Source organism: Pseudomonas sp. NPDC096925, assembly GCF_044762545.1.
GTDB lineage: Bacteria > Pseudomonadota > Gammaproteobacteria > Pseudomonadales > Pseudomonadaceae > Aquipseudomonas.
The window spans coordinates 103,223-126,311 of the sequence record NZ_JBIWEM010000006.1; the positions used below are offsets into that span (position 1 = coordinate 103,223).

A 23,089-nucleotide genomic window follows, 5' to 3' on the forward strand; every position below is an offset into this window, starting at 1 on the left:
GGCGCTCAGCGCAGCAGCGGGCGCAGCAGTTCGCGGGCGATGATGTGCCGCTGGATTTCCGAGGTGCCCTCCCAGATGCGCTCGATGCGTGCATTGCGCCAGATACGCTCGACCGGCCCTTCGTCCATCAGGCCCATGCCGCCGAAGATCTGCACGGCTTCGTCGGCGACCTTGCCCAGCACCTCACTGGCGAACAGCTTGGCCATGCCGGCCTCGCCATCGGTCATGCTGCCCTGGTCCATCTTCCAGGCGGTGTGCAGGGTGAGCATTTCCGCAGCGCGAATCTGCGTGGCCATGTCGGCCAGCTTGAACGACACGCCCTGGTAGCTACCGATGGCCTGGCCGAACTGCTTGCGATCGGCGGCCCATTGCAGCGACAGGTCGAGGGCACGCTGGGCCTGGCCCACGCAGTTGGCGGCGACCATCACCCGGCCGGCGGTGAGCCAGGCGTTGGCCACCTCCCAGCCCTTGCCGACCTCGCCCAGCACCTTGCTGGCCGGTACCCGGCAGTCGTCGAAGAACAGCTCGTAGGTGTGGTAGCCACGGTTGCTCACACACTTGGGGCCGCGGCGAATGGTCATGCCCGGGGTGCCACGGTCGACCAGCAAGGCGGTTACCGCATTGCGCTTGCGCCCGTTGTGCTCGTAGGTATCGGTGACGGCAAAGACGATGGCGAAATCGGCGTGGCCGGCATGGCTGATGAAGTGCTTGCTGCCGTTGATGACGAAGTCGTCACCCTGGCGCACGGCGCGGGTCTTGATGGCGTTGGCATCGGAGCCGGCGCCCGGCTCGGTGAGGGCGAAGCAGTCGATTTTTTCGCCCTGCACGCACGGCAACAGGTAGTCGTTGACCTGCTCGTCCTTGCAGGCCATGAGGATTTTCGACGGCCGCGCAACGAACACGTGCAAGGCCCAGGACACTTTGGACAGCTCGCGCTCGATCAGCGCCTGTGACAGGTAGTCCAGGCCACCGCCGCCGACTTCCTCGGGCATGTTGAAGGCATAGAACCCGGCGGCGATAGCCTTGCCGCGGATCTGCGCAGCCAGTTCGGGCGACACGGCGTCGGCGCGATCCACCGCCTCCTCATGGGGCAGCAGCTCCTTGGCGACAAAGCTGCGTACCGCTTCCACCAACATTTCTTGTTCTTGGGTCAGTTGGAAATTCATCTGCGAAGGTCCTGGTGAGGGTCGGTTATCGGGTTACTGGCCGGTGAAACGGGGGGCGCGGCGTTCCACCGAGGCTTGCAGCGCCTCGGCACCGTCGTGGCTGCGGCCGCACAGCAGGCCGGCCTGGCGCTCGGCTTCAAGCTGCTCGGCCAGGGTGCGCCGGGCGCCGTCGCGGATCAGCCGCTTGGTCTGCGCGTAGGCGAAGGTGGGGCCGTTGGCCAGGCGCCCGGCCAGCTCGGCGGCCACGGCGGGCAGTTGCTCGTCGGCGCACACTTCGCTGACCAGCCCGGCCGCCAGGGCACGTTCGGCCCCCCACAGCTCATCGAGGAACAACAGGCGCTTGGCCTGCTCGCTGCCGATCAGTCGGGGCAGGTGCCAGCTGGCGCCGGCATCGGGGCTGTAGCCCATGCTGGTGTAACCGGCCTTGAAGCGCGCCGAGGCCGCAGCGATGCGCAGGTCGCAGCACAGGCTGAGGTCCATGCCACCGCCCACGGCGGTGCCGTTGATGGCAGCGATGGTGGGCTTGTCGAGGCTGTGCAGGCGCAACATCAGGGTGTGGGCAGTTTCGGTCCAGCCGTAGCTTTCCAGGGTGCCCTGGGCCTCGGCCGCGGCCCATTCGGCCAGGTCGGCACCGGCGCAGAAGCTGCGGCCGCTGCCGGTCAGCACCACCACGCGCACGGCCGGGTCGGTGTTGCAGGCTTCCAGCAGGGCGTGCAGTTGCTTGAGGGTGGGGATGTCCAGCGCGTTGCGCTGCTCGGGGCGGTTGAGGGTGATCCAGGCAACGCCAGCTTCGACCTTGCTCAGCAGTGACGACGGGGTGGTCATGGGGGCCTCGGTGTTGTTGTGATGGTTTTGGGAGGGCTTGATGAGGGAGATACTAAACGAGTGTTCAACAAGGCGGGATGGGCTGTTACAACTTCGCACAACTCGGTTTTTGCTGTTACGCGGTTTGCTTTCGGCATGGCATTTTCGTTGCCCGTGAGATCGAGCGCCGCCCGCGCGGCGCTTCGCGGGACAAGCCCGCTCCCACATTTGTTGCAACGTGCCGAACCTGTCAGGCCATGGTTGTCAGCCTTGTTGCCTTGACGCGATTTCCCGGCTGGCGCTACCGCCGCCTCACCCGCCTCAAGCAATGCACCAAGGCGGGCAACGCCTCTCCTACAGGCATGGCCACGTTGCAACAAATGTGGGAGCGGGCTTGTCCCGCGAAGCGCCGCGCGGGCGGCGCTCGATCTCACAGGCAATAGAAATGCTTCGACGAACACTTACAACCAACGAACCACGGCATCAAACCCCCGGCGCGCTAGGCTCGAAAGCCCCCTGCCGACGGCGGTTGACGAAGAAGTACGCCGCATAGCACAGGGCAATGAAGCCAAAGCCCCAGTACAACGACGGCCGCTGGGTTTCATCCAGCGCCAGGAACACGAACAGCGAACTGCACAGGGTGATGCACAGCAGTGGCACCAGCGGGTACAGCGGCGCCCTGTACTTCAGGTCCTGCAGTTGCCCACCGTCACGCAGGTAGGCCTTGCGGAAGCGGTATTGCGCCAGGGCGATAACGATCCAGGTCACGGTGCCAGACATGCCGCTCACCGCCATCAGCACCATGAACAGGGTGTCGGCAGCAATGAAACTGGTCATCAGCGAGATCAGCGCAAAGCACAGGGTGATGCTCAGCGCCCGCAACGGCACGCCACGCTTGCTCAGCGGCGACAGGCTTTTCGGCGCCATGCCGCTCTTGGACATGGCCCAGAGGATGCGTGTGGAGGCATACAGCCCGGAGTTGCCCACCGAGAGGATGGCAGTGAGGATGACGAAGTTCATCAGGTCGGCGGCAAAGGGAATGCCGACCATGTCGAACACCTGCACGAACGGGCTCTCCATCAACCCGGCCTGCTCGAACGGCACGATGGCCGAAAGCACGGCAATCGCCAGCACGTAGAAGATCAGCACACGGAACACCACGTTGCGCACGGCCCGTGGGATGCTCTTTTCCGGGTGCTCGGTCTCCCCGGCCGCCACCCCCATGATTTCGCAGCCCTGGAAGGCATAGACCACGGTCATCATCACCGCGAACACCGCCGACAGGCCATGGGGGAAAAGCGACTCGCCCACCAGGTTGTCCAGCATCGGTGCCGGCGCCCCGCTGCTCAGCGGGATGGCGCCGAAAATCACCAGCACGCCGATGATGATGAAGCCGAGGATGGTCGCCACCTTGATCCCCGAAAACCAGTACTCCGCCTCACCAAAGGCGCGGGTGGCCAGGGCGTTGAGGCCGAACAGCACGACCACGAACAGCGCCGACCAGTACCAGATCGGCACCTCCGGGAACCAGCGGGTCATCAGCATGCCGGCGGCAGTGAACTCCAGGCCCACAGTGGTGGCCCAGCTCATCCAGTACACCCAGCCGATCATGAAGCCGGTGGCCGGGCCGATGAACTGGGTGGCGTGAGCCTGGAACGAGCCGGACACCGGCATCTGCACCGACAGCTCACCCAGGCAGACCATCACCAGGTACATCAGCAAACCTGCGACCAGGTAGGCCAGGATCGCGCCGACCGGGCCGCCCTGGTTGATGGTCACGCCCGAGCCCATGAACAGCCCGGTGCCGATCACCCCGCCCAGCGACAGCATGAAGATGTGCCGGCTTTTCAGCGCGCGGGTGAGCTGGATCTTTTCGCGGATGTCAGTCATGGCGCACCTCGCCTTGGCGGCCGGTGCCTGGCCACGCGGGGGTGCCGCGCGGGGTGGTAGGAAGGAGGGGCTGAGCGCTACGGCATGTCATTATTCTTGTCTCCAATAAGCCTCATGGACCGCGTGCAACACGGTTGCCATGGATTATTGGAAACGGATGTAAGGTGCCGTTGTACGAACGGATCGAAGATGTAAAAAGTCGTAAGTTTTTTGTACGTCAGCTCTGGATCAGCTGTTCCAGGGTGGCGCGGGCCTGGGCAAGCTCGGTGGCCAACGGCTCGCAGAGCGCTTTCAATGCCTGTTCGTCATGCTGCCGGGCAGCGTCCTCAAGGCGTCGGAGCAGCGCAGCCAGGCCAGAAAAGCCCAGGGAATCGCAACTGCCGGCCAGCCGGTGGGCCAGGTGCAGCACTTCGGTAAAGTCCTGGGCCGGCAGCGCCTCGGCCAACGCCGTGGCGTGCTGCTCCAGCGACTGGCGCAGCACCTTCAACAGGCCTTGCAGCTTCTGTTCACCCAACAGCGAGCGGTGAGTGTCCAGCAATGACCAGTCCATTGTCGCGTCGGCGCCAGCCACTTCAGTGGGCGCCGCTTCGGCCAGCGCCTGGCGCAGGTTGTCCAGCCGCAGGGGCTTGGCCAGCACTCCCTGCATGCCGGCGGCCAGGTAACCCGGCACTTGCCCCGGTTGCACGCCGGCCGTCAGCGCCAGGATCCGGCTGTGGCGGTTCGGCCCGGGGGTGGCACGAATCTGCCGGCACAGTTCCACCCCGCTCATGCCGGGCAGGTGCACGTCGAGCAGGATCAGGTCGAAGCGCCGCTGTGCGCAGGCCAGCAGGGCCTGCCCGGCGTCTTCGGCAAAGCTCACCCGGTGGCCATCGCGCAGCAGCAGCCCACCGGCCACCTCGCGGTTCAACGCCACATCCTCGACCACCAGGATATCCAGGCTGGCCAGGGGCGAAGGGGCTGGTGCACTGGCCAGCACTGGCTGCCCGCTGGCCATGTCGAGCTCGAACCAGAAGCAACTGCCCTGCCCTTGCACGCTGTCCAGGCCAATGCAGCCCCCCAGCTTTTCCACCAGGTGCTTGCAGATCGCCAGGCCCAGGCCGGTGCCGCCGTAGCGCCGGGCCACCGCCTCGCTGGCCTGGACGAAGCGGTCGAAGACCCTGGCCTGTACCGCCGGCTCGATGCCGATGCCATTGTCACTGACCGACACCCGCACTCGCTGCGAGCCCTGGTCACTGGCCAGTACCTGCACCGCAAGCCGCACCTGGCCGTGTTCGGTGAACTTGATGGCATTGGCCAGCAGGTTGCTGAGCACCTGGCGCAGGTACTGTTCGGCACCGTGCTGGTACTCGGCCAATTGCTCGTCGATGTCCAGCTGCAGTGCGTCGCCGTTGTCCCTGGCCATGGGTTCGAGCAGCGCCAGCACTTCCTGGCACAACTGGCGTAGCGAGAAACCGACCAGCTCGGCGCGGCTCTCGCCCTCTTCGAGCCGGGCGAAATACAGCACTTCATTGAGAATCGCCAACAGCCCTTCGCCGGCCTTGTACAAGGCCTCGACGCGCAGGCGGTCGGCCGCCTCCAGCCGGCCGCCGCGCAGCAGCTCGGCCATGCCGAGAATGCCGTTGAGCGGTGTGCGCAGCTCATGGCTCATGGTCGCCAGGAAGCGTGACTTGGCCAGGTTGGCGGCTTCGGCCTCGTCCTTGGCCCGGGCCAGGCTGGCGGTGCGCCGCTCGACCATGGCCTGCAGCTCGTCGCGCTTGTCCTGCAGCGCCAGGCGGTCGCGCTCACGGCGCTCGATATCGCTGAGGATGGCGCGGCGCATGTCATCCAGGGCATTGGCCACGGTGTCGATCTCGTCCGGGCGCGTCGACGGGCGGCGCCCCAGGCGCAACGGTTCCTGCCACTGGCCGGCGCCAATACGCCGGGCGAACTCGGCCATCACTTGCAGGTGACGGGTGACCAGGCGGTAGAACAGCCCCGACAACGCCACCGCCAGGCCACACAGGAACACGCCCATCCACAGCAGGCTGGCAAGGCCCGTGGCATACAGCCGCCGGTGCACCGCGCCCAGGTCGATGCTCACTTCCAGCTCGCCCAGGTGCCTGGCCGGCCCCGAGGGCGGCTGGTAATCGAGAGGGAAGCGTTCGATGCGCAGCGGCCCCTTGGGCTCGGCGGCACCGCGCAGCAGCTGGAAGTCGTCGCTGAGCAAGCGCACCCGGGCGACATCGGAAAAGTCCACCAGGCCGCGCAGTTGCGTATCCAGCTGTGCCTCGTCCAGATCCCACAGGCTGCGCTCCAGGCTGGCCAGGTAGCCGGCGCGGATCAATGCCATGCGCGCCTCGATATCGCGCATTTCGCGACGGTATTCGAAGTACAGCTGCACCGAGCTGGCCAGCACGGTGAAGCACAGGCTGAACAGCAGGATGAACAGCAGCAGGCGGCGCAGCAGGCCATCGGTGCGCAGGCGGATCATCGAGTGTCCGCCGGCAGGTTGACCATGTCGCGGTAGGTCACTTCGCTCTGCTCCAGCCAGCGCTCGATCTCGCCGGCCTGGTTCATGCGCAGCAGCTGCGCGTCGATTTCGTCCATATGCTGGCTCAGGGGCGATAGCCGTGATACCGCAACGCGCAGGTAGTCCACGCTCAGGGCCGTGGGCAATACACGGATGTCCTGCGCCCCGGGCAGGTTTTCGATGAACAGCTGACCGGTGCGCCGCTCCTGGATCACGTAGTCGATGCGCCCACGGATCAGCTTGCCGAAGTTCTGCTGGCTGGACGACACCCGTTCGATGTTCTGGTGGCGAGCGACGAAACGGTCGAACTCGGCGCCGTAGCTTTCGCCGTACAGCAGGCCGCCGCGGTAGCCCGCCAGGTCCTCCAGGCGCTGGAACTGTACCGGCCGCAGGCGGTTGTAGAACACCGCCACTTCCTCGCGCACCACCGGCACCGTGGAAAAGCGCATGCGCTGGTCACGCTGGTCGCTGTTGTAGGCCAGCACCACGTCCACCCGCCCGGCGGCGGCGTCCATCAGGCAGCGCTTCCAGTTGCCCAGCACCACGGTCTGCACCTCATGACCCATGCGCCCGAACAGCTCTCGCACCACGGTGGGGGCCAGGCCGCGCACCTGGTGGCCGTCACTCCAGGAAATCGGCGGGTACACCGGGTAGTCGCAATAGCGCACCGGTTGCCCTGCGCTGGCTTGCACGGCGAACAATGCCAAGGCCAGCACCCAGGCGCTGCGGGTCATGCCGCCACGCTGGCGGTGAACAGGTAGCCGGTGCCGTGGATGGTGATGATCAGCTGGGGCTCGGCCGGGTCGTCGTGCAGCTTGCGCCGCAGGCGGCCGACCAGCACGTCGATGGAGCGGTCGTTGGGCACCCATTCGCGATTGCGGATCTGGTCCATCAGCTGGTCGCGGCTCAGGGTGTGGCCGCTGTTGCGCAGGAACACGCTGAGCAGTTGGAACTCGCCATGGGTCAGCAGGGTTTGCCCGCCACGGGCGTCGATCAGGCGCCGGCGGTCGGTGTCCAGTGCCCAGTCGGCGAACTGCTTCAGCGATTGCGCGCAGGCCGGCGCCGGGTGCACCTCGCGGGCATGGCGCACGCGGCGGATCAGGTTCTTGGCACGGGATACCAGCTCGCGAGGGTTGAGCGGTTTGATCACGTAGTCGTCGGCGCCGCATTCCAGGCCGACGATGCGGTCGATGTCGTCGTTGCGCCCCGTGATGAGGATGATGCCCACCTCCGAACGTACCCGCAGCTCGCGGGTCAGGGTGAGGCCGTCCTTGCCGGGCAGGCGGATGTCCAGCAACACCAGGTCGACATCCTGGCTGCCGAGCAGGGCTTCGGCCTTTTCCGCGGTGTCGGCGCAGTGCACGTCATAGCCTTCCTGGGACAGATAGGCCTGCAGCAAGTCACGAATAAGCGGATCGTCATCGACGATCAATACCCGAGGCGTCATTGCGTGTCGTCTCTTTTATTATTGGTGTTGTTCTACACACTCGCGACAGCAGCGTACTCGTTACTGAACAGGCGATCAACAGCCCTCCGGCGGGCTGAAGCGGCGCCGGCCACCGGCCTGCAGGCCATCGACCCAGGCCTCGCAGATCAGCACGCCCTGCTCGGGGGTGAAGGTACCGGGGTTGAGCCCCGACTCCAGCCACAGGCCGTCGAGCAAGGCACTCAGGCTGATGGCCGCGAGGTCGGCATCGAAGCCCTGCCAGCCCTCCTCCCCGGCCAGCGTGGCCAGCAGCCCGCTCAGTTCATTGCGGTATTCGCCATAGGAATGGTCATGCACCTGGTTGATCGCATCGGCGGTCTTCACCGCGCCCCAGAACGCCAGCCAGGCGTCGAGCAATTGCGGGTCGAGCAGCTCGGCGCAGAACGAGGCGCGGAAAAACGCCGACAACCGCTCGCGGGCATTGGGCGCGGCCTGGGCCATGGCCTCGCGCAGCAGGCCCATCACCCGGCCGGTGACCGCCATGTAGGCTTCGGCCACCAGTTCATCCTTGCCGGCGTAGTGATGGCTGATCAACCCGACCGAAACCCCGGCCTCGGCCGAAATCTTGCGGATCGACGCGCCCTGGAAGCCATGGCGCTTGAGGCATACCAGGGTCGCCTCGACCAGGTTGGCTTTGCGCAATTCCGGCAGCATGCGGTGGTAGCGGGCTTCCTGGTTCATCGACGGCTCTCGGGCTAGGGGCTGGACTGAACGACTGTACAACAAGCCGGACTGCGTGATAAACCCTTGGCACCGATGCCCACAACAACAAAAGCGGCTGCCATGAACGACCTGATCACACGTGACCTGGACCAGGGCCTGCTGACCCTGGCCTTCAACCGCCCCGACAAGCTCAACGCCTTGAACACTGCCATGTACCAACAGCTGGGCGACCTGCTGCTGGCGGCAGGTGAAGACCCTGATGTCGAAGCCATCATCATCACCGGTGGGCCGCACTGCTTTACTGCCGGCAATGACTTGCGCGACTTCCTCGACAACCCGCCCGCCGACCTGGACAGCCCGGTGTTTCGCCTGATGCGGGTGGTGATGGGCCTGGAGAAGCCGCTGATTGCCGCGGTCAGTGGCGCGGCGATAGGTATTGGTGCCACCTTGCTGTTGCATTGCGACCAGGTGCTGGTCAGCCGTACGACCAAGCTGCGCGTCCCCTTCGCGCCGTTGGGCGTGTGCCCGGAGTTTGGCTCCAGCCTGCTGCTGCCACGCCTGCTAGGCCATGCCCGAGCGGCTCGCCTGCTGCTGGCAAACGAGTTGCTCGACGGCGAACGGATGGTGGCGTGGGGGTTGGCCAATGAACTGCATGAAGACGGCGAACAGTGCCTGGCGGCTGCCCGTCGTCTGGCGCGGCAACTGCAAGGCTACCCACAGGCGGCGCTGCGCATCAGCAAGCGGCTGCTCAAGGACAGCCAACGGGCCGAACTGGAGGCGACAGTGGCGCGGGAAAGCCGGTTGTTCATCGAGTGCCTGCGCACTGAAGAAGCGCGGGCGGTGCTGCGGGGATTGATCAAGGACTGACTGGGTTGACGCTGTCTCTTGTGGGAGCGGCCTTGTGTCGCGAAAGGGGTGCGAAGCGCCCCCAGAATCTTCGCATCACCGCAAAATTGCCGGGGCCGCTTTGCGGCCCTTTCGCGACACAAGGCCGCTCCCACAGGGACCGCGTCATGGATGGGCTATGAGGTGTTAATAGCCGGTCATCTCCAGATACCCACGCCCACCCGCACTCCCGCTCAAGCGCACCGGCCCCTCCCAATACGGGAACCGCGTCTCCATCCAGGCCTGCGGCTCCACCGCGTCGACCTGCACATCCACCCCATGCCCCGGTACCTGCACCCGCCATCGCGTCGGCACTTGCTTGCCGTTCTTCTGCCGGGCCCAGGCCAGCGCCTGCAACTGGATCTGCGCCCCCTGCAGCGCCACCACCTCACCCTGCGGGCCAACCCAGGTCCCGGCGCGATAGGCCTCCCCTTGCACCTCGCGCACCTGGAACAGCATCAGCCTGGCACCAATGCCCAGGTGCAGCGAAAACCAGTCCCACCCCGTCTGCCCGGCAGCCAGCGGCTGGCTGCTCCATTCCCGGTCCAGCCAGGCCTGGCCGGTGACAGCGATGCACTGGCCGTCACGCTGCACTTCCCCGCTCACCCGATAAAACGGTTGACTGTAATAGTACGAAGCCTGCCCCTTGCCGGACTTCTCGCTGTAACCCTGATCCCCGTGCAGCACCAAGGGCCGATCACTGTGCAGTTGCAGGTCATAGCGAAAGCCTTCACCACCGGCAACCATTTGCAGATCCTCGATGCCACTGCTGCCCTGCAACGACCAGTCATTGATCCACGCCCGGAACGGCCGGGCCTGCACGCCCGCCTGGCCGATCCCCCCACGCGCCAGGGTTTCGGCAGACTGATGAGCACCCGGCCCGGTCAGCGCCGCGTGCCCCATCCACAGGTTCGGGCTGTTCCAGCCGGCAGTCTCGGGGCCGGGGCGCAGGGCCGAGCGAAACAGCGTCCACTGCGCGCCCCAGTCCCGCCCTTGGGCGTCCTGGAGGTTGGCGGTGACATACCACCACTCGATGCGAAAGCCATCATGGGCACCGTGGTCACGCGGAAATTCCAGGCGATGGCCGCGGCTTACCTGGCTGAATTCACCCGCCTGCTGCCCGAGCCCGGCATAGCTTTGTTCGGCCGGCTGATCACAGCCGCCCAGCAACCCACAAAGCAACAGCCAGGCGTTACGTTTCATCGGCAAACGGCCTCAACAGTTCACGCGGCTGGCGACGCGCCAGCTGACACAGTGGCCAGGCGCTGGCCAACAGGCTGGTAAGCATGCCCAGCACGGCCAGGTGCAGCAGTTGCGCAGGGAACACGTAGAGCGGCAAACGCCAACCGAATGCCTGCACGTTCACCACCGCGACCAGGCACCAGGCCAGCAGGATACCCAGCGGGATCGCCAGCAGCACGGTAAGGCTGCTCAGCAGCAGTGTCTGCCCGAGGCTTAGCCACACCAGATGCGTGCGCCGCACGCCCAGTGCCCACAGCGGTGCCAACTGGCCCAGGCGGGTCTGGCCCAGGGTCAGCAGGTTGATGAACAGTGCTACACCAGCCACGCCAAGGGTAAGGCTGTTGAGCGCGGCGGTGGCGGCGAAGGTGCGGTTGAACACGTCGGTCGACCAGCGCTTGAGACGTGCCTGCTCGACCACGCGGCTATCATCCAGGGCAAAGCGCTGTTGCAAGGCGGCCTTGAGCGCCGACACCTGCTCGACCGCCAGATCGACACTCAACCCGGTCAGGGTTGCCTGTGGCCAGTGCCCGCGCAGCCAGTCGGCATTGACCAGCATGTGCCCTTTGGGGTTGCCGTAATCGGCGTAGATCCCCACAACCCTCAGGGCTGGAGAAGTGTCTGCGGGCAGCCTCAGGTGATCGCCCAGTTGCAGTTTCAGTCGCCTGGCCAGCTGTTCACTGAGCATCACCGCCTGCCCACTGGCCAGTTGCTGCCAGGCCTGCTCTTGCTGCGCCAGCAATGGCCAGCGTGTGCGATAGACGGGATGATCGACGATGCCCTGGACCTGCACCGGCCAGCCCTGCAGCTGCGTTTCCACACGCCAGCCGGGCAACACCACACCAACTGGAGGCTGCTGCCCGACCCACTCGGCTATCTGCAAGCCCTGGGCGGTGTCCCTTGGGCTGACATACAGGTCGGCGGACAGGCGCAGGTCAAGCCAGCCGACAAAGGTCTTGCGAAAGCCCTCGGTCATGCTGCCCACGCCAACACTGGCGGCCAGCGCCAGCAACAGTGCCATCAACGCCAGGCTCAGGGCCGGCAGTTGCTGGCGGCTGTCGGCGACGAACCATTGCGACAAAGGCCGCTGGCAACGGCGCGCCAACCAGGCCAGCACCCGGTCGAGCAAGGCCGGCAGCAACAGCGCCGCCGCCAACAGCAAGCCTGCCAGCAGGCCGAACGCGCTGGGCAAGCTGTCGCCCAGCACACCACAGCCCAGTGCCAGCAACAGCAACAGGCCGGCCACCAGGGCCTGACGCCGCAACCACGGCCCCTGCGCCAACCGCCACGCCTGAGGTTGCGCCAGCGCCAGCAACGGTAACCGAGCCGCACGCATTACGCTGCCCAAGCCCGCCAGCAGTGCCCCCAGTACGCTCACCAGCACGCCCATCAGCCACCACCCTGCGGGCAGGCTCAGCGTCCCGGCGACTTGCGCGCCATACAGGCCACGCAAGCTGGCGGCCACATCGGGCAACAACCACGCGGCCAGCCCGTAACCACTGGCCACGCCGGCCAGACCGCCCAGCACCGCGAACAGCCCCAGTTCCAGCACCAAGGCGCACAGCAGAGTTTGCAGGCCGATGCCACAGGCGCGCAGGTTGCGGATCAGGCCGCGCCGCTGTTCCAGTGCCAAACCGATTGCGGCATGGGCAATGAACAGGCCGACGACGAACGCCAGCAGGCCGAGGGCGCTCAGGTTGAGGTGGAAACTGTCGGTCAGCCGCTGCAAACCGCCATCATCCTGCTGGGGTTGCAGCTCAAGGTAAGGCGCGATATCCGCCGGTAACGGTCCCGGCGTGGCGGCCACCAGCAAGCGCGACAACTGCCCGGGTGCGTGCAGCAACGCCTGGGCATGGCCGATATCGACCACGATCACCCCCGGGGCCAGCGCTGGTTGCAGAACCAACGGCGGCAGCAGTTGCCCTTCACTGCCACGGACTGACGCCCCGGGGCCGGCATTCAGCTGACGCAAGGTGTCTGGCCCAACCCAGGCTTGCCCGGGCATGCCGATGAAGGCTTGCAGATCGAACGTTCGAGGCTGCACACCCGCGATGCTGCTGGCCGGCGGCAGGCTCAACGGCTCGATGCCGACCAACCGCACGCTGCGCCCCGGCTCCCCGGGCAAGCGCAAGCGCCCTTCCAGTACCGGCGTTACCGCCCAGCCCAGCCTGCGCAACTGCACATACAGCGCCTGGTCGAAGCGCTCGCCACGGCGTGGCACCAGTTGCGCCTGCAGCGGCCCGGCCAGCACCGCGCTGGCCCGGGCATAGTCGCTGCGTGCCTGGCTGTTCAGCGCCTGCACGCCAGTCCACAGCGCCGTGGCCAGCCACAGGCCGGTGAAGATGCTGACAAACTGCACGCGATGGCGCCGCCAGTGGCTGAGCAGCGCCAGCAGGGCCAGCGATAGAAGTCTCATCAGCCCTGCTCAGGCCGCACACGGCCGGCTTGCAGGTAACAACGCTGCTGCAAGCGCGCCGCCAGCCGCGGGCTGTGGGTCACCATCAGCACCCCACTGCCCGCCTCGGCGACCAGTTGCAACAGCAGGCTCAGCACCTCATCGCTGCTGGCTTCGTCGAGGCTGCCGGTGGGTTCGTCGGCCAGCAACCAGGCCGGGCGCCCGGCCAGGGCGCGGCCGATGGCGACCCGCTGTTGCTGGCCGCCAGACAGTTGCTCCGGGTAACGCGCCAGCAAATCCGCCAAACCCAGGCGCTGCGCCAGGTAGGCCAGCCAAAGGGGATCATGCCGACCGGCCAACCGGGCCTGGAACGCGAGGTTTGCCCCCACGTCCAGGCTGCTGATCAGGTTGTACTGCTGGAACACCAGGCCAATGCCCTCCCGCCGCCACAGCGCCAGCGACGCCTCGGAACGGCTGTCGAGCGGTGCGTCGTCGATCAGGATGCGGCCACTGTCGGCACGGTCCAGGCCGGCCACCAGGTGCAGCAAGGTGCTCTTGCCGCTGCCCGACTCCCCCATCAGCGCCAGGCTGCTGCCGCGGGCCAGGCGCAGGTCGACGCCCTGCAAAACCGGGATTGGGCCTTGGGGCGTAGGGAATGATTTGTAGAGGTTTTCGATGACCAGCATCGAGAGGCCTTGGTGGGTGAGGTCTGTTTAGTAATAGCAGGTCAAGCGCTGCTGGAGCATGAAAGTACCTATATTCACCACAAATGGATCCACTAATAATCCGATAACCGCACAAAACCCTTAAATAACGGGCTATTTATATTGACCATGCGTACTCGTACGGCTCTAATGGATCCATTAAATAAAAACAAAACCCCGGAGAGCCTACCCATGTACCCCAAGAACACTTGGTACGTTGCCTGCACCCCCGACGAAATCGCCACCAAGCCCCTGGGCCGACAGATCTGCGGGGAGAAGATCGTGTTCTACCGTGGCCGCGAGAACCGCGTAGCGGCCGTCGAGGACTTCTGTCCGCACCGCGGCGCGCCGTTGTCGCTGGGCTATGTCGAGGACGGCAATCTGGTATGTGGCTACCACGGCCTGGTCATGGGTTGCGACGGCAAGACCGTGTCGATGCCGGGCCAGCGGGTACGGGGCTTCCCCTGCAACAAGACCTTTGCTGCAGTCGAGCGCTATGGCTTCATCTGGGTCTGGCCGGGCGATCAGGCGCAAGCCGACCCGGCGCTGATCCCGCACCTGGAGTGGGCGGTGAGTGATGAGTGGGCCTATGGAGGTGGGCTTTTCCACATCGGCTGCGACTACCGCCTGATGATCGACAACCTGATGGACCTGACCCACGAAACCTACGTGCACGCCTCCAGCATCGGCCAGAAAGAAATCGACGAGGCGCCACCGGTCACCACCGTCACCGGCGACGAAGTAGTCACCGCCCGACACATGGAAAACATCATGGCCCCGCCCTTCTGGCGCATGGCCCTGCGCGGCAACGGCCTGGCCGACGATGTGCCAGTGGACCGCTGGCAGATTTGCCGTTTCACCCCGCCCAGCCATGTGCTGATCGAAGTCGGCGTGGCGCATGCTGGCAAAGGTGGCTACCACGCCGAGGCGCAGCACAAGGCGTCGAGCATCGTGGTCGACTTCATCACCCCGGAAAGCGATACCTCGATCTGGTACTTCTGGGGCATGGCGCGCAATTTCGCGGCACACGACCAGACCCTGACAGACAACATTCGCGAGGGCCAGGGCAAGATTTTCAGCGAAGACCTGGAGATGCTCGAACGCCAGCAACAGAACCTGCTGGCCAACCCCGAGCGCAACCTTCTGAAGCTGAACATTGATGCCGGCGGCGTGCAGTCGCGCAAGGTGCTGGAGCGGCTCATCGCCAAAGAACGTGCACCCCAGCCGCAACTGATCGCTACCAGCGCCACCCCTGCCTGAGGAACTGCCAACATGATCGATGCCGTAGTGGTATCCCGTAACGATGAAGCGCAGGGTATCTGCAGTTTCGAGCTGGCGGCGGCAGATGGCAGCCTGCTGCCGGCGTTCAGCGCTGGCGCGCACATCGATGTGCACCTGCCCGATGGGCTGGTGCGCCAGTATTCGCTGTGCAATCACCCCGAAGAGCGCCACCGCTACCTGATCGGCGTGCTCAATGACCCGGCCTCGCGGGGCGGGTCACGCAGCCTGCACGAGCAGGTGCAGGCCGGTGCCCGGCTGCGTATCAGCGCGCCGCGCAACCTGTTCCCGCTGGTCGAGGATGCACGGCGCAGTTTGCTGTTTGCCGGAGGCATCGGCATTACCCCGATCCTGTGCATGGCCGAGCAGTTGTCCCACAGTGGCCATGATTTCGAACTGCACTACTGCGCCCGCTCCAGCGAGCGTGCGGCGTTTGTCGAGCGTATTCGCAATGCGCCGTTTGCCGATAGGCTGGTCATGCATTTTGACGAGCAGCCGGAAACCGCTTTGGACATTGCTCGAGTGCTGGGTAACCCACAGGGCGATATGCACCTGTATGTGTGCGGGCCAGGTGGCTTCATGCAGCATGTGCTCGAGAATGCCAAGGAGCTGGGCTGGCAGGAAGCCAACCTGCACCGCGAGTACTTTGCAGCTGCGCCAGTGGATGCCAGTAACGACGGTAGTTTCTCGGTGCAGGTCAACAGTACCGGGCAAGTGTTCGAGGTGCCGGCCGACCAGACCGTGGTGCAGGTGCTTGAACAGAACGGCATCGAGATCGCGATGTCGTGCGAGCAAGGTATTTGCGGTACCTGCCTGACCCGTGTGCTACAGGGTACGCCCGACCATCGCGACATGTTCCTCACCGAGGAGGAGCAAGCCCTGAACGATCAGTTCACGCCTTGTTGCTCGCGGTCGAAAACGCCGTTGCTGGTGCTGGATATCTGAGCCGGCTCACGAAGTCGGCAGGATGACCTTCATGCCTGGGTCTGGAGCAGCGCCGCCGAAGGTCTCGGCGTAACGAAGGGTGGCATTGGCATGCTCGCGCATGATCGCTTCGGCGCGGGCACCCTGGCGGTTGATCAAGGCATCGAACACCGCATGGTGCTGCATGTGGGCGAAGTTGAAGCGCCGGTATTCGCGGGCCAGGTTATGGCGGTCCACAGCCAGCGCGGTGACCGAAGCGAACGGCAGGTGATCGTTACGCGCCAGTGCTACGGCAATGGCCGGGTTGTGGCTGGCCTCGGTGATCACCTGGTGAAAGCGCATGTTGAGATCGTGGTAGGCCTGCAGGTCTGCTTCGGTCACGAAGCCCTTGTCGAACAGCTGGTCGCCATCAACCAGGCATTGTTGCAAGGCCGCGCAAGCTTGCGCGGACAAGCCACGTTCGGCGGCCTGGCGCGCAGCCAATCCTTCCAGCACGCCTCGCACCTCGACAGCTCCGGCGATCTCATCGGCGCTGACAGAACGCACCTGGAACCCTCGGCCACCAAAGCGTACCAGCAAGCCTTCCTGCTCGAGGGTACGGAACGCAATGCGCACCGGCATGCGTGAGACACCGAACAATTCTGCGGTGGGGACTTCCATCAAGCGCTCGCCGGCCGCCAGCTCGCCCGAGGCGATCATCTTGCGCAACGCGACAAGCACCATTTGACCGGGTTTGCTCATCCAGGCAACTTCCAGAGACATGAGCGGGTATCTTAGCGCAAGCCGAGAGGTTGTTGCTGACCTGTTCGGGCTGACGGGTTGCATGACAGCGCCCCCGCCTCAAGCCATGCGCTTTAGATACAGGAGCGGGTTTGGCCGCAAAGTGGACGACGCGGAGCATGCGACCGGTTTTGTCCCCCACCGCAACCTCAAGGATACGACGCGCTTACAACGTCAGCGGATAGGTGATGATCAACCGTGTCTGATCAAAGTCACCATTGAAGCTACGCCGGTTGGTCGCGTTGTTAAGCCGGATGTTGAGGTCCTTCAATGTCCCGCTCTGGAAGGTGTAGTTGACCTCGGTATCGCGCTCCCACTCCTTGCCATTGCTGCCTGCCGCCGTGGTCGCGTTCTCGCCGTGCCCGTAACGCACCATGGCCAGCAGGCCTGGCACGCCCAACGCGACAAAGTTGTAGTCGTAACGCACTTGCCATGAGCGCTCGTCAGCATTGCTGAAGTTGCCGTTGAACATGTCGTTGCCCAAGGTCCGTCCGCTACTGCCGTACACCGACATCCACTGGCTATCACCACTCACCTTCTGCAGCCCTAGGTACAACGTGTGGCCACTGCGCGCGGCAGACAGCAAGGCGTAGCCTGTACGGCTCTGGATACCGCCGATGCGCGCCTGGCCATCGTCCCGGTCGATGAAGTAACCGAGGTTGGCACCCAGCGTCCAATACCCTACTCGCTGACTATGCAGCAGGTTGAAGTAGCTCTGCTGGTAGATGTCCTCCAGTTGCGAATGCCAGACGCCGATCAGCGTACGCTGCTGGTTGAAACGGTACTCGGCACCGGCGTAGTTGAAACCGTCCGCAGTCACCCCTGGCGCAGCCCAGGCAGAAAGATCCTGCATGTCCGACGAGTTGCGCAGGCTAACCTCACGGTACTGGCCAGCCTGCAAGCTCAGACCTTCGATTTCGCGTGAGTCGAACATTGCGCCGCGGAAGGTCTGCGGCAACAGACGGCCATCGTCGTAGCGCAGCAATGGAATGTCCGGCAGCAGTTCACCTACCTTCAACTCGGTGGCCGAAATGCGCAGCTTCGCCGCCAACCCGGCGCGCCCATAGTCGTCAGCCGCGCGCCCCTCATCATGCACCGGCAGCAGTTCGGAGCCGCTTGTACCGCGGCCACTGTCCAGCTTTGCGCCGAACATGCCGATGCCGTCCAGGCCCAAACCGATCAATCCTGGGGTGTAGCCTGAACTGAACTTGAAGATGAACCCTTGGGCCCATTCTTCAACCTTGCTCTTGGCCGCCCCTGGGTCGCGAAAATCACGGTTGAAATAGTAGTTGCGCAGTGTCAACCCGGCCTTGGCATCCTCGAAGAAGCCCCCTTCCCCGGCCCAGGCCGGCAACCCCAGGCCTAGCGCCAGCGAAACCGCCAGGGCCGAACGGTTCAGTGTACAAGTCGTGTGCATCATTATTATTGTTCTCCGCTTTTCGTAGGCGCAGCCGACCACCCCGTGCCGGCATGGGCACAGGGAGACAAGCTGCATTCAGGTGCCCGACCTGGCCGGGCAGTACTCAGTGGCTCAGTGCATCGCCAGCCAAACCTGGCGTCGGCCTTGTTCCGCTCCGCAGCAACAGCAGGCAACCTGCGGCCAGCACGAACACGCTGGCGAATACCCCGTACAGGTGCAACGGTTGCCAGCCGCCATCGAGCAGCACACCAGCCACGGTCGGCGACAGGATCGCGCCCATGCGACCGATGCCTATGCCCCAGCCCACACCAGTGGCGCGCACCGAAGCGCCATAGACCACGGGCGACAAGGCATACAACCCGGCCACGCAGCCGTTGGAGAACAGCCCGATCAACAACCCCAATACCAACGCCGCGCTGACCGAGGCGCCATTGGCCACGAACAGCACCAGCAGCGCTGCGGTGATGAGCATGAACAGCGCCAGCACGCGGGTCAGTGGCCAGCGCGAGGCCAGGCCGCCGATCAGCGCCGCACCAAGGATGCCCCCAACGCTCAGCAGTACCCCGCCAGTAATGCCCTGCTCGGCCGAAAGCCCAGCGGCCACCAGCAGCTTCGGCGTCCAACTCATGACGAAGTAGAAGCCGAACATGACCAGGAAGAACAACAACCAGATCACCAGCGTGGTGCGGCGCATGACCGGTGTCAGCAGCTGCTTGAAACCGCTGGCTGCGCCCTGCTCCCTTGCCGCCATTGCTGGCAGTTGCACCAGTGTCGGCTGGCCGAGGCGCGCCGCCAGGCGGTTGACCCGCGCCAGGGCATTGGCTGGCCGGCGTGCCAGCAGGAAGTCCAATGACTCCGGCAACCACAACAGCACCAGCGGAATCACCAGGACGGTGACGATGCCGCCGAACAGGAACACCGAGCGCCAGCCCCAGTGCCCCAGCAGCCATACTGCCAGCAAACCGCCCAAGGTCGCGCCCAGCGCATAGCCGGTGGACTGCAGGCTGACCGCCAGGCCACGCCAGCGCTTGCTGGCGTACTCGCTGGCAATCACGTTGCTACTGGCCAGGATGCCGCCGATCCCCAAACCGGTCAGTCCACGCAATGTTGCCAGTTGCAGCGGGCTTTGGCTCAGCGACGAGAGCAACATGCCAATACCGGACAGCGCCAGGCACAACAGGATCAGCGGGCGACGACCAAGGCGATCGGCCCATGGCGCGATGAACAGCGACCCCGCCGCCATGCCGAACAAACCGGCGCTGAGCAGCAACCCCACCTGCGCCCCGTTCAGGCTCCACTCAGCAGACACCGAGGCAGCAGTGAAGGCCATGACCAATACGTCGAAGCCGTCGATCATGTTGAGAATGATGCAGATACCAATGGCCAGGCACTGGAAGCGCCCCATCGGGTCGGCGTCCAGGCGTTGCTTGAGGTTGGAATTCATGGGCTCACCTGCCGGTTCACAGGTGAGAGAAGAGATGCGCACGTGCAGGCAAAGCGCAAGGAACCCTCGCGGTTCCACACCCTTGAAAAGCCATTCATGACTGGGCCCTTTTTGTAATTGTTGTCGCATACGGCCGGAGGTTCCCGGCCGTTGTCAGGCGCTAATCAACCAGATAATGGATCCATAAACAATCATCGTGAACTCAAGAACGTAGGGTTTCGTTTAGCAATACGCCACTACATGCTTGAGATAAGCAAAATAAATCTATATTTTTCAAGGTGTTATTAGCTTAAATAAATCAAGAATTACTGTTCGTTTATCGAACAAACAAATTTTATGGATCCATAAAGGCAAAAAAACCTCCATTAAACCTTCACGGAGGGTCAGCCATGAACAAATCTTCATATAGCCCGCCAGCGCCCTGATCACGGGGCTCACAGCCGATGCCACGCTATCGCCAGATGGCACTCGCCTTGAGGCGGCATAGCGGGTTGCGTAGCATCACCCGCCCATTCGCGCGCCCGCACGGCCAAGGCGACCCCGTAGAAAAGAGCCCCTGATGCCGCAACCCATCCCCCTCAAGGACCACGAAAAGGAAAAGCACCTGGTCAACCGCCGGCTTCTGGCCTGCGCCGCCCTGGTCTTCAGCCTGGTCGCCGTCCTGGTGGGCCGGCTCTATGTGCTGCAGGTGCTGCAACACGACCAGCAGACCGCCGTATCGGAAAACAACCGCGTGCACGTGCTGCCCATCGCCCCCGAGCGCGGGCTGATCTACGACCGCAATGGCGTGGTGCTGGCCGACAACAAGCCCAGCTTCGACCTGACCATGACCCGCGAGCGGGCCGGCGGCGACACGGCCAAGGTGCTCGATACCCTGGCGCAGGTGCTGAGCCTGAGCGACGACGACCGCAAGCAGTTCGACAAGGACCTGCGCCGTGGCCGCAAGCCGTTCGAGCCGGTGACCCTGATGGTCGGCCTGAGCGAAGAGCAGATCGCCCTGGTGGCGGTGAACCAGTTCCGCCTGCCCGGCCTGGAGGTGGAACCACAGTTCATCCGCGAGTACCCGCTGGCCGAGCATTTCGCCCACTCGGTGGGCTATGTGGGGCGCATCAACGAGAAAGAAGCCAAGGCCCTCGACAGCACCGAATACCGGGGCACCCAGTCGATCGGCAAGACCGGCATCGAGCACTTCTACGAAAGCCAGCTGCACGGCCATGTGGGCTACGAGGAGGTCGAGACCAACGCCCAGGGCCGGGTGATGCGTGTGCTCAACCACAAGGCCCCGACCCCGGGCCAGGACATCGTCCTGACCCTGGACGCCCACCTGCAACTGGCCGCGGAAAAGGCCCTGGGCGACCGCCGCGGTTCGGTGGTGGTGCTCGACCCGGCCAATGGCGACGTGCTGGCGATGGTCAGCAACCCCAGCTTCGACCCCAACCTGTTCGTCAAGGGCATCAGCTTCAAACAGTACGCCGCCCTGCGCGACTCCATCGACCGCCCGCTGTTCAACCGCGTGCTGCGCGGCCTGTATGCCCCCGGTTCGACGGTGAAGCCGGAGGTGGCCATCGCCGGCCTCGACAGCGGCGTGATCACCCCGGGCAGCCGGGTGTTCGACCCGGGCTACTACGAGCTGCCCAACTACGACCACAAGTACCGCAACTGGAACCGCAGCGGCGATGGCTGGGTGGATATGTACACCGCCATCATGCGTTCCAACGACACCTACTTCTACGACCTGGCACACAAGCTGGGCATCGACCGCCTGCACGACTACATGGCCGAGTTCGGCCTGGGCCAGAAGGTGTCGCTGGACATGTTCGAGGAGGCGCCCGGGCTGATGCCGTCAGCTGAGTGGAAGCGCGCCACCCGGCGCCAGGCCTGGTTCCCGGGCGAGACGCTGATCCTGGGCATCGGCCAGGGCTACATGCAGGTCACCCCGCTGCAGCTGGCCCAGGCCACCAGCCTGCTGGCGAGCAAGGGCGTGTGGCACCGCCCGCACCTGGCCATGACCGTGGGCGGCGATGCGCCGGTGGACCCACACCCGATGCCCGATATCGTGCTGCACGACAGGCACGCCTGGGACCAGGTCAACCAGGGCATGCAGATGGTCATGCACGACCCGCGCGGCATCGCCCGCGCGGCCGCGGCCGGTGCGCAGTACCGGATTGCCGGCAAGAGCGGCACCGCGCAGGTGGTGGCGATCAAGCAGGGCGAACGCTACAACCGCGACAAGACCCTGGAGCGGCACCGCGACAACGCCCTGTTCGTCGGCTTTGCCCCGGCTGATCACCCAAGTGTGGTGGTGGCGGTTATGATCGAGAACGGCGAGGCCGGTGGACGGGTGGCGGGGCCGGTGGTGCGGGAGGTGATGGATGCCTATCTGCTGGATGAGCAGGGGCATCTGAAGCCGGAGTATGCGGGCGGGGTAGCGCCTCGCAGCGTGCCGCATACTTGAGAATTTTGGGGCCGCTTCGCAGCCCTTTCGCGACGCAAGGCCGCTCCCACAAGTTCAGTGTTGCGTCACAGGCAGCGCGGCGCTCGATCTCACTGGCGCAGAAAGAATCAAGGCATGCTCTATGCACCACCTCAAACCCCCCAGCCATGCACTGGGCAGCTATGTGCAGCACCCGTGGGCCTTGTGTCGCGATGGGGCGCGAAACGGCCCCAGCATATTAAAATCAAATAGGGAATAAGAATATAAAATCTTATTCTTTTTTCATCATTCCGTAATCCTCTATAAATCCCCCAACTGCACAGCCGCCAACACCCGGCCAACTGTCTGCAGCGCAACACCCGATCAACAGGAAACGCCCGCAAGGCAACAGCGCCGCAGGCATCAGAAACGCGCTAACTGTTTGATGTAAAACAACATTAAATTTCGGCACGACGATTGCTCAAGCAAAGTCCCCCGCTCAACCCGAACCGGAGACCTGCCCATGAGCACCCCACTGAACGTCGTCGCCCTGTCCGGCGGCACTTCCCGCCCTTCGCGTACCCTGGCCCTGACCGAGGCAATCCTCGCCGAGCTGGCCGAGCACCTGCACATCAAGCCGCACCTGATCGAGCTGGGCGAGATCGCCCGCCCGCTGGGCAGCGCCCTGTGGCGCAGCGAACTGCCCGAGGCCGTCGAACAGCAACTGCGCCTGGTGGAAAAAGCCGACCTGCTGGTGGTGACCACGCCGGTGTACCGCGGCAGCTTCACTGGCCACTTCAAGCACCTGTTCGACCTGATCGGCCAGGACGCACTGGTCGACACACCGGTGCTGCTCGCCGCCACCGGCGGCAGCGAACGCCACGCGCTGGTGCTCGACCACCAGCTGCGCCCACTGTTCAGCTTCCTGCAAGCCCTGACCCTGCCCATCGGCGTGTTCGCCAGCCAGGCAGAAATGGCCGACTACCGGGTATCCAGCGCAGCCCTCGCCGCCCGTATCCGCCTGGCCGCCGAGCGCGCCGTGCCGCTGTTCGGCGCCCATCACGCGCTGCGCAAGAGCGCCTGAGGAGC

Annotated in this window: 18 protein-coding genes; 5 read left to right on the forward strand and 13 right to left on the reverse strand. The window is 64.7% G+C overall.

Annotation, left to right across the window (positions count from 1 at the left end; all coding sequences use genetic code 11):
- Positions 1-5 precede the first annotated feature (5 nt).
- The 7 genes from ACIQYU_RS17670 to ACIQYU_RS17700 all read right to left on the reverse strand — a co-directional run bounded on the left by ACIQYU_RS17670 (position 6) and on the right by ACIQYU_RS17700 (position 8,536).
- Complete coding sequence (locus ACIQYU_RS17670; RefSeq protein WP_063914949.1) at positions 6-1,166, reverse strand: acyl-CoA dehydrogenase family protein; 1,161 nt, start codon at positions 1,164-1,166, stop codon at positions 6-8.
- A gap of 33 nt (positions 1,167-1,199) precedes the next feature.
- Entirely contained in the window at positions 1,200-1,991 is a 792-nt protein-coding gene (locus ACIQYU_RS17675) for an enoyl-CoA hydratase/isomerase family protein (protein WP_207830593.1), read from the reverse strand.
- 462 nt (positions 1,992-2,453) lie between these two features.
- A complete protein-coding gene (locus ACIQYU_RS17680) occupies positions 2,454-3,860 on the reverse strand; it encodes an amino acid permease (protein ID WP_207830596.1) in 1,407 nt (468 codons plus the stop codon).
- Between the two features lie 217 nt (positions 3,861-4,077).
- Positions 4,078-6,330, reverse strand: coding sequence for an ATP-binding protein (locus ACIQYU_RS17685; protein ID WP_207830599.1), 2,253 nt, complete (start codon positions 6,328-6,330; stop codon positions 4,078-4,080).
- Positions 6,327-7,103, reverse strand: a complete 777-nt coding sequence (locus tag ACIQYU_RS17690) for an ABC transporter substrate-binding protein (RefSeq protein ID WP_207830602.1) — start codon at positions 7,101-7,103, stop codon at positions 6,327-6,329. Before ACIQYU_RS17690 ends, ACIQYU_RS17685 begins: the two co-directional genes overlap by 4 nt.
- On the reverse strand, positions 7,100-7,816 hold the full coding sequence (locus ACIQYU_RS17695) for a response regulator (RefSeq protein WP_012271826.1): 717 nt from the start codon (positions 7,814-7,816) through the stop codon (positions 7,100-7,102). Before ACIQYU_RS17695 ends, ACIQYU_RS17690 begins: the two co-directional genes overlap by 4 nt.
- Positions 7,817-7,891: 75 nt before the next feature.
- Positions 7,892-8,536, reverse strand: coding sequence for a TetR family transcriptional regulator C-terminal domain-containing protein (locus tag ACIQYU_RS17700; protein WP_061551687.1), 645 nt, complete (start codon positions 8,534-8,536; stop codon positions 7,892-7,894).
- A 102-nt stretch (positions 8,537-8,638) separates the two neighbouring features.
- Between ACIQYU_RS17700 and ACIQYU_RS17705 the strand changes: the two genes are divergently transcribed.
- On the forward strand, positions 8,639-9,385 hold the full coding sequence (locus ACIQYU_RS17705; RefSeq protein WP_233687702.1) for an enoyl-CoA hydratase: 747 nt from the start codon (positions 8,639-8,641) through the stop codon (positions 9,383-9,385).
- A 165-nt stretch (positions 9,386-9,550) separates the two neighbouring features.
- Here ACIQYU_RS17705 and ACIQYU_RS17710 read toward each other — a convergent pair whose 3' ends face one another.
- Genes ACIQYU_RS17710 through ACIQYU_RS17720 form a run of 3 tightly spaced genes read right to left on the reverse strand, consistent with a single transcriptional unit; the run spans position 9,551 to position 13,723 of the window.
- Positions 9,551-10,606 carry a lipocalin-like domain-containing protein gene (locus tag ACIQYU_RS17710; protein ID WP_233687703.1) on the reverse strand — a complete coding sequence of 352 codons (1,056 nt, stop codon included), beginning with the start codon at positions 10,604-10,606 and terminating at the stop codon, positions 9,551-9,553.
- Positions 10,596-13,058: an FtsX-like permease family protein gene (locus tag ACIQYU_RS17715; RefSeq protein ID WP_402801130.1), complete on the reverse strand. Its 2,463-nt coding sequence runs from the start codon at positions 13,056-13,058 to the stop codon at positions 10,596-10,598. The genes ACIQYU_RS17710 and ACIQYU_RS17715 overlap by 11 nt, the downstream gene beginning before the upstream one ends.
- Positions 13,058-13,723 (reverse strand): ABC transporter ATP-binding protein, encoded by a 666-nt coding sequence (locus ACIQYU_RS17720; protein WP_207830613.1) that lies wholly within the window; start codon positions 13,721-13,723, stop codon positions 13,058-13,060. Before ACIQYU_RS17720 ends, ACIQYU_RS17715 begins: the two co-directional genes overlap by 1 nt.
- A 210-nt stretch (positions 13,724-13,933) precedes the next feature.
- On the opposite strand from ACIQYU_RS17720, the gene ACIQYU_RS17725 reads away from it, so the two are divergent.
- Both ACIQYU_RS17725 and ACIQYU_RS17730 read left to right on the forward strand, forming a co-directional pair.
- On the forward strand, positions 13,934-15,001 hold the full coding sequence (locus ACIQYU_RS17725) for an aromatic ring-hydroxylating dioxygenase subunit alpha (protein ID WP_233687705.1): 1,068 nt from the start codon (positions 13,934-13,936) through the stop codon (positions 14,999-15,001).
- Positions 15,002-15,013: 12 nt separating this feature from the next.
- Complete coding sequence (locus tag ACIQYU_RS17730) at positions 15,014-15,964, forward strand: PDR/VanB family oxidoreductase (RefSeq protein WP_233687706.1); 951 nt, start codon at positions 15,014-15,016, stop codon at positions 15,962-15,964.
- A gap of 6 nt (positions 15,965-15,970) precedes the next feature.
- Here ACIQYU_RS17730 and ACIQYU_RS17735 read toward each other — a convergent pair whose 3' ends face one another.
- From ACIQYU_RS17735 to ACIQYU_RS17745, 3 genes are all read right to left on the reverse strand, one after another.
- Positions 15,971-16,684 carry a GntR family transcriptional regulator gene (locus ACIQYU_RS17735; protein ID WP_207830620.1) on the reverse strand — a complete coding sequence of 238 codons (714 nt, stop codon included), beginning with the start codon at positions 16,682-16,684 and terminating at the stop codon, positions 15,971-15,973.
- 205 nt (positions 16,685-16,889) lie between these two features.
- Positions 16,890-18,143, reverse strand: a complete 1,254-nt coding sequence (locus ACIQYU_RS17740) for an OprD family porin (RefSeq protein ID WP_207830623.1) — start codon at positions 18,141-18,143, stop codon at positions 16,890-16,892.
- 103 nt (positions 18,144-18,246) lie between these two features.
- Entirely contained in the window at positions 18,247-19,587 is a 1,341-nt protein-coding gene (locus tag ACIQYU_RS17745; RefSeq protein ID WP_207830625.1) for an MFS transporter, read from the reverse strand.
- A gap of 559 nt (positions 19,588-20,146) precedes the next feature.
- On the opposite strand from ACIQYU_RS17745, the gene mrdA reads away from it, so the two are divergent.
- Positions 20,147-22,042 (forward strand): penicillin-binding protein 2, encoded by a 1,896-nt coding sequence (mrdA, locus tag ACIQYU_RS17750; protein ID WP_207830628.1) that lies wholly within the window; start codon positions 20,147-20,149, stop codon positions 22,040-22,042.
- Between the two features lie 481 nt (positions 22,043-22,523).
- On the forward strand, positions 22,524-23,084 hold the full coding sequence (gene msuE / locus ACIQYU_RS17755; protein WP_233687707.1) for an FMN reductase: 561 nt from the start codon (positions 22,524-22,526) through the stop codon (positions 23,082-23,084).
- Positions 23,085-23,089 lie beyond the last annotated feature (5 nt).

What these genes read in the sequence shown, in the direction of transcription:
- ACIQYU_RS17670 (WP_063914949.1), bottom strand. Translation starts at nt 1,166, where the DNA reads ATGAATTTCCAACTGACCCAAGAACAAGAAATGTTGGTGGAAGCGGTA.
- ACIQYU_RS17705 (WP_233687702.1), top strand. Translation starts at nt 8,639, where the DNA reads ATGAACGACCTGATCACACGTGACCTGGACCAGGGCCTGCTGACCCTG.
- ACIQYU_RS17740 (WP_207830623.1), bottom strand. Translation starts at nt 18,143, where the DNA reads ATGATGCACACGACTTGTACACTGAACCGTTCGGCCCTGGCGGTTTCG.
- msuE (WP_233687707.1), top strand. Translation starts at nt 22,524, where the DNA reads ATGAGCACCCCACTGAACGTCGTCGCCCTGTCCGGCGGCACTTCCCGC.
- ACIQYU_RS17720 (WP_207830613.1), bottom strand. Translation starts at nt 13,723, where the DNA reads ATGCTGGTCATCGAAAACCTCTACAAATCATTCCCTACGCCCCAAGGC.
- ACIQYU_RS17745 (WP_207830625.1), bottom strand. Translation starts at nt 19,587, where the DNA reads ATGAATTCCAACCTCAAGCAACGCCTGGACGCCGACCCGATGGGGCGC.
- ACIQYU_RS17735 (WP_207830620.1), bottom strand. Translation starts at nt 16,684, where the DNA reads ATGAGCAAACCCGGTCAAATGGTGCTTGTCGCGTTGCGCAAGATGATC.
- ACIQYU_RS17690 (WP_207830602.1), bottom strand. Translation starts at nt 7,103, where the DNA reads ATGACCCGCAGCGCCTGGGTGCTGGCCTTGGCATTGTTCGCCGTGCAA.
- ACIQYU_RS17715 (WP_402801130.1), bottom strand. Translation starts at nt 13,058, where the DNA reads ATGAGACTTCTATCGCTGGCCCTGCTGGCGCTGCTCAGCCACTGGCGG.
- ACIQYU_RS17710 (WP_233687703.1), bottom strand. Translation starts at nt 10,606, where the DNA reads ATGAAACGTAACGCCTGGCTGTTGCTTTGTGGGTTGCTGGGCGGCTGT.
- ACIQYU_RS17685 (WP_207830599.1), bottom strand. Translation starts at nt 6,330, where the DNA reads ATGATCCGCCTGCGCACCGATGGCCTGCTGCGCCGCCTGCTGCTGTTC.
- ACIQYU_RS17700 (WP_061551687.1), bottom strand. Translation starts at nt 8,536, where the DNA reads ATGAACCAGGAAGCCCGCTACCACCGCATGCTGCCGGAATTGCGCAAA.
- ACIQYU_RS17725 (WP_233687705.1), top strand. Translation starts at nt 13,934, where the DNA reads ATGTACCCCAAGAACACTTGGTACGTTGCCTGCACCCCCGACGAAATC.
- ACIQYU_RS17730 (WP_233687706.1), top strand. Translation starts at nt 15,014, where the DNA reads ATGATCGATGCCGTAGTGGTATCCCGTAACGATGAAGCGCAGGGTATC.
- ACIQYU_RS17680 (WP_207830596.1), bottom strand. Translation starts at nt 3,860, where the DNA reads ATGACTGACATCCGCGAAAAGATCCAGCTCACCCGCGCGCTGAAAAGC.
- ACIQYU_RS17675 (WP_207830593.1), bottom strand. Translation starts at nt 1,991, where the DNA reads ATGACCACCCCGTCGTCACTGCTGAGCAAGGTCGAAGCTGGCGTTGCC.
- ACIQYU_RS17695 (WP_012271826.1), bottom strand. Translation starts at nt 7,816, where the DNA reads ATGACGCCTCGGGTATTGATCGTCGATGACGATCCGCTTATTCGTGAC.
- mrdA (WP_207830628.1), top strand. Translation starts at nt 20,147, where the DNA reads ATGCCGCAACCCATCCCCCTCAAGGACCACGAAAAGGAAAAGCACCTG.